General features: G+C 69.3%; 4 protein-coding genes and 1 pseudogene. 1 reads left to right on the forward strand and 4 read right to left on the reverse strand.

The window, feature by feature from the left end; all coding sequences use genetic code 11:
* From VIU94_RS27215 to VIU94_RS27230, 4 genes and pseudogenes are all read right to left on the reverse strand, one after another.
* Positions 1-207: pseudogene (locus tag VIU94_RS27215) on the reverse strand (AI-2E family transporter); the annotation flags it as partial.
* A 146-nt stretch (positions 208-353) separates the two neighbouring features.
* The gene (locus tag VIU94_RS27220) at positions 354-1,043 is read right to left on the reverse strand and encodes an aggregation-promoting factor C-terminal-like domain-containing protein (RefSeq protein ID WP_331915068.1); all 690 of its coding nucleotides are present in this window, start codon (positions 1,041-1,043) and stop codon (positions 354-356) included.
* Between the two features lie 395 nt (positions 1,044-1,438).
* A complete protein-coding gene (gene phoH2 / locus VIU94_RS27225; protein WP_331915070.1) occupies positions 1,439-2,761 on the reverse strand; it encodes an RNA 5'-3' helicase PhoH2 in 1,323 nt (440 codons plus the stop codon).
* A gap of 261 nt (positions 2,762-3,022) precedes the next feature.
* Complete coding sequence (locus VIU94_RS27230; RefSeq protein WP_331915072.1) at positions 3,023-3,784, reverse strand: isoprenyl transferase; 762 nt, start codon at positions 3,782-3,784, stop codon at positions 3,023-3,025.
* A 109-nt stretch (positions 3,785-3,893) separates the two neighbouring features.
* On the opposite strand from VIU94_RS27230, the gene mgrA reads away from it, so the two are divergent.
* On the forward strand, positions 3,894-4,931 hold the full coding sequence (gene mgrA, locus VIU94_RS27235) for an L-glyceraldehyde 3-phosphate reductase (RefSeq protein WP_331915074.1): 1,038 nt from the start codon (positions 3,894-3,896) through the stop codon (positions 4,929-4,931).
* Positions 4,932-5,174 lie beyond the last annotated feature (243 nt).

Below are 5,174 nucleotides of genomic sequence, written 5' to 3' on the forward strand. Positions count from 1 at the left end.
GCCCGCGTCGACGGCGGGCGGCGGCTGGGGGGACGTACGGGAGCCGTTGCCCGCCTCGGGGTTCGCCCCGGGGTTCGCGTCCGTCGGGCGGTAGGGAGGCGCGAGCGGATCGTCCCGCTCCGCCTCCGCCCTGCGGGCGTCCAGGCGTGCGCCCATGCGTTGCAGCGCGTCACCCAGGCCGTTGAGCCAGACCGGCAGTCTCGACATCTCGTTCCCTCTTCCCCCCGCCACTCCCCTGGGGAGCCCCGTTCCGACCGGACCCGAACCTACACGCACCCAGCCCCTCACCGAAGGACGGTGAGGGGCTGAGGGAGGTTGAGCAAGGGACCGGGATCCGGCCCGTCACCCCTGGCCTAGTACCAGTGGTTGGCCTGCCAGAAGGACCACGCGCCACAGGGGCTGTCGTAGCGGCTGTCCATGTAGTTGAGGCCCCACTTGATCTGGGTGGCCGGGTTGGTCTGCCAGTCGTCGCCGGCCGAGGACATCTTCGAGCCCGGCAGCGCCTGGACGAGGCCGTACGCGCCCGAGGACGGGTTGGTGGCCTTGTAGTTCCAGCCGGACTCGTGGTCCACGATGTTGCTGAAGCACTGGAACTGGTCCGCCGGGATCATCTGGCGGGCCATCGCCTTGACCTCGGAGATGGAGTACGAGCTCTGCGCCGAGAAGCTCGACGCGTCGCGCACGGAGGCGCGGTTGGCACGCAGCTCCGCGTCCTTGCGGTCCTCCTCCGCCTTGTCGGCCGCCTTCTTCTTGGCCGTGGCGTCCTTGGCCGCCTGGATGCGGGCCGATTCCTCGGCCTGCTTGCGCGCGGTCGAGTCGGCCGCGGCTGCCTGTGCGTCGGCCTGCTGCGACAGCGACGACACCTGTACCTGGGCCTGCTCGCCGACGGGGATGTCCGCAAGCAGCGTGGTGTCGGCCGCGGTGGCCTCGAAGTTGTCGTCGGCGACCTGCGTGTTGCCCGAGGCAACGCCGACGACTGCGCCCACAGTGGTGACCGCAGTGGCCGAAGCCACCGCGAATCCCCGGACCGAGATCCGGCTCACACGGTTTCCTTCCAGCATCGCCCGCAGCGGTGACCACGCGGGCGAAATCGTGCCCCTGGCTCTGGTCTTCGCACTCTGGTCACAAAAGACACGGGCCCGTGGTGCTGTGGGCGGCATACGGCGATCAGTTCTGGAGTTGTGTGGTGCTGCGCGTCCCTGAGGATGCACGTGTGGCCGTATGCGGGGCCTGACGGAAGCAAGACTCTGCCGGAAGCCGATGCCGCAAGGCAATTCCCCGTTACGTGGGAAAGCTCACACCCCTGCAGTCACAGGAGTTTGGGCCGATCCCGGGACAGCGCGACGCCGCCCGGCTAAGCTCCTGCGCTTCGCCGGGCGGCGTCAACTCCCTTTCGGGACAACCCCGATCCCTATCAGGACATCAGGGATCTACTCCCTCAAATATGACCGTCCTCCAGCATCTCGGTCACGAGCGCGGCGATCTGCGAGCGCTCGGAGCGGGTGAGCGTGACATGGGCGAAGAGCGGATGTCCCTTCAGCTTCTCGACCACGGCGACGACTCCGTCGTACCGGCCGACCCGCAGGTTGTCCCGCTGCGCCACGTCGTGCGTCAGGACGACTCGGGAATTCGCCCCGATCCGGGACAACACGGTCAGCAGTACGTTCCGTTCGAGCGACTGCGCCTCGTCCACGATCACGAAGGCGTCGTGCAGCGAGCGGCCGCGGATGTGGGTGAGCGGAAGGACCTCCAGCATCCCGCGGCCCAGCACCTCCTCGATCACCTCGCGGCTCGCCACCGCCGACAGCGTGTCGAACACCGCCTGCGCCCACGGGCTCATCTTCTCGGCCTCGGAGCCGGGCAGATAGCCGAGCTCCTGCCCGCCCACCGCGTACAGCGGTCGGAAGACCATCACCTTCTGGTGCTGGCGCCGTTCGAGCACCGCCTCCAGGCCGGCGCAGAGCGCGAGCGCCGACTTGCCGGTGCCGGCCCGGCCGCCCATCGACATGATGCCGACGTCCGGATCGAGCAGCAGATCGAGTGCGATCCGCTGCTCCGCGCTGCGGCCCCGGATCCCGAACGCCTCCCGGTCCCCGCGCACCAGCCGGACGTTGCCCTCGGCGGTGACCCGGCCCAGGGCCTTGCCCCGCTCCGAGGACAGGACCAGGCCGGTGTGCACCGGGAGCTCGGCGGCCTCCGGGACGTACAGCGTCTCCTGGTCGTAGAGGATGTCCACCTGGTCCGCGGACAGCGCCAGTTCGGACATTCCGGTCCAGCCGGAGTCCGTGATGGCGAGCTCCGCCCGGTACTCCTCGGCGAGCAGACCGACCGACGAGGCCTTGATACGGAGCGGCAGATCCTTGGAGACGACCGTGACGTCGTACCCCTCGGCCTGCAGATTGCGCGCGACCGCAAGAATCCGCGAGTCGTTGTCCCCCAACCGGTAGCCGGCCGGGAGCACGCCGGGGTCGGAATGGTTCAGCTCGACCCGCAGCGTCCCGCCCAGGTCCCCGATGGGAAGAGGGGCGTCGAGGCGCCCGTACCGGACCCGGAAGTCGTCCAGCAGGCGCAGCGCCTGCCGGGCGAAGTAGCCGAGCTCGGGGTGGTGCCTCTTGGCCTCCAACTCGGTGACCACGACGATCGGGAGCACGACCTCGTGCTCCTCGAACCGGGCCATCGCCTTGGGGTCGGCCAGCAGGACGCTGGTGTCGAGAACATAGGTGCGCCGGTCGGGCATGCGGCGCTTTGTGCTGGTCACCACGGAAGGACAGACCCCCCTTTATCGGGACGCATGATCGCGGGTGGTTCGGGCCGGGCTCTGGCCACGATGCGCGGGCCGAGCGCCGGCCCTCCGCCTCGTCCGTACACGTCCTGCACGGTCGTCCTGGTGCAAAGGGCCTCCCGGGTGGGCGGGCTCCGTGCCGCTCACTCTGGAAGTGGTATTCCCTCGAACAAGCTCCGCCATGCCATGGCATATGACGGCGTGTTCATGAACGAGAGGTGACCGGTGTAGATCCGGTCGTCAGTTGCCGTAGCGGCGGTGGCGCGCGGCATAGTCGCGCAGCGCCCGCAGGAAGTCGACCTTGCGGAAGGCCGGCCAGTGGACCTCGCAGAAGTAGTACTCGGAATGGGCGCTCTGCCACAGCATGAAGCCGGAGAGCCGCTGCTCGCCGCTGGTCCGGATCACCAGGTCCGGGTCGGGCTGGCCGCGGGTGTAGAGGTGCTCCGCGATGTGGTCGATGTCGAGGATCTCGGCGAGCTCCTCGAAGCTCGTCCCCTTCCCCGCGTGCTCCAGGAGCAGCGAGCGGACCGCGTCCGCGATCTCCTGCCGGCCGCCGTAGCCCACGGCCACGTTCACGAGTATCCCCGTGTTGCCGACGGTGGCCTGCTCGGCCTCCTTCAGCACTGCCTGGGTGCGGGCGGGCAGCAGGTCCATGGTGCCCACGTGGTTCACCCGCCAGCGGCCGTCCGCGGCAAGGGCGCGCACCGCGTTCTCGATGATGCCGAGCAGCGGGATCAGCTGCTCCTCGGGCCGGTTGAGGTTGTCGGTGGAGAGCATCCAGAGCGTGACGACCTCGACGTCCGTCTCCGCGGACCAGCCGAGCAGCTCCTGGATCTTGTCCGCGCCCGCCTTGTGGCCCTGTTCGGGGGTGCCACCGGAGGCCTTGGCCCAGCGACGGTTGCCGTCGAGGATGACGCCGATGTGCTTGGGCACCTGGGCGTGATCGAGTCGGCCTTCCACCCGGCGCGCATAGAGCCTGTACACCAGGTCGCGCAGGTTCACTTTCCTTACCCCTCCATGCTGCGGCGGCCCCCGAAGCCGACACATTACTGCGGACGGGTAACGGGCTCCCAGCCCGGGACTGTCACAAGTCCGTGATAAGGAGAGATACGTGACTGATTCCCCCCTCTACCGCGCCGCAGCGGACCGCTATGACCGCATGGAGTACCGCCGGACCGGCCGCAGCGGGCTCAAGCTGCCCGCCGTCTCCCTCGGCCTCTGGCACAACTTCGGCGACGACCGCACCCTCGACTCGCAGCGCGCGATCCTGCGCCGCGCCTTCGACCTCGGCGTCACCCACTTCGACCTGGCCAACAACTACGGGCCGCCGCCCGGCTCGGCCGAGCTGAACTTCGGCAAGATCTTCGCGCAGGACTTCACGCCGTACCGGGACGAGCTGATCGTCTCCACCAAGGCCGGCTACGAGATGCACCCCGGGCCGTACGGCGAGTGGGGCTCCCGCAAGTACCTGATGTCGTCGCTCGACGCCTCGCTGAAGCGGATGGGCCTCGACTACGTCGACATCTTCTACTCGCACCGCTTCGACCCGCACACCCCGCTGGAGGAGACGATGGGGGCGCTCGCCTCCGCCGTGCAGCAGGGCAAGGCGCTGTACGTCGGCGTCTCCTCGTACACCAGCGAGCAGACGGCCGAGGCCGCGCGGATCCTGAAGGACATGGGCGTCCCGGCCCTGATCCACCAGCCCTCCTACTCGATGATCAACCGCTGGACCGAGGACGACGCGCTCCTCGACACGCTGGAGGCGGCCGGCATGGGCTGCATCTCCTTCGTCCCGCTGGCGCAGGGGCTGCTCACCGACAAGTACCTGAAGGGCATCCCCGAGGGCTCCCGGATCACCCAGGGCAAGTCCCTCGACCCGAACCTGCTCTCCGACGAGGTGCTGCGCCGGCTGCGCGGGCTCGCGGAGATCGCCGGGCGGCGCGGCCAGTCGCTGGCGCAGCTGGCGCTGTCGTGGGTGCTGCGGGACGAGCGGATGACGTCGGCGCTGATCGGCGCGTCGAGCGTGGCGCAGCTGGAGGAGAACGTGGCCGCGCTGGCGGCGCCGCCGCTGACCCCGGAGGAGCTGAAGGAGATCGACTCCTTCGCGGTGGACACCGAGGGCACGAACATCTGGGCCGGTCGGGGCTAGGGCGAGCGGGTCCCGCAGGGGCTCGCGGCCGGGTCCGTCTGGGGCTCGCGGCCGGATCGCTCTGGGCCTTGCGGCCGGATCCTTCTGGGTCTCGCGGCAAAGAAAACGGGCCGGTCCGTGGGGGGGATACGGACCGGCCCGAGGGGGGGTTTCCACCATAACCCTTCATTACTCGTGCTGCGCGCCACGCGACGCGGACGGAGTGCCGTGGAATCCCCGGAGGCCATGCGGCACACGGGTCGT

It is taken from the genome of Streptomyces sp. (assembly GCF_036566765.1).
GTDB lineage: Bacteria > Actinomycetota > Actinomycetes > Streptomycetales > Streptomycetaceae > Streptomyces.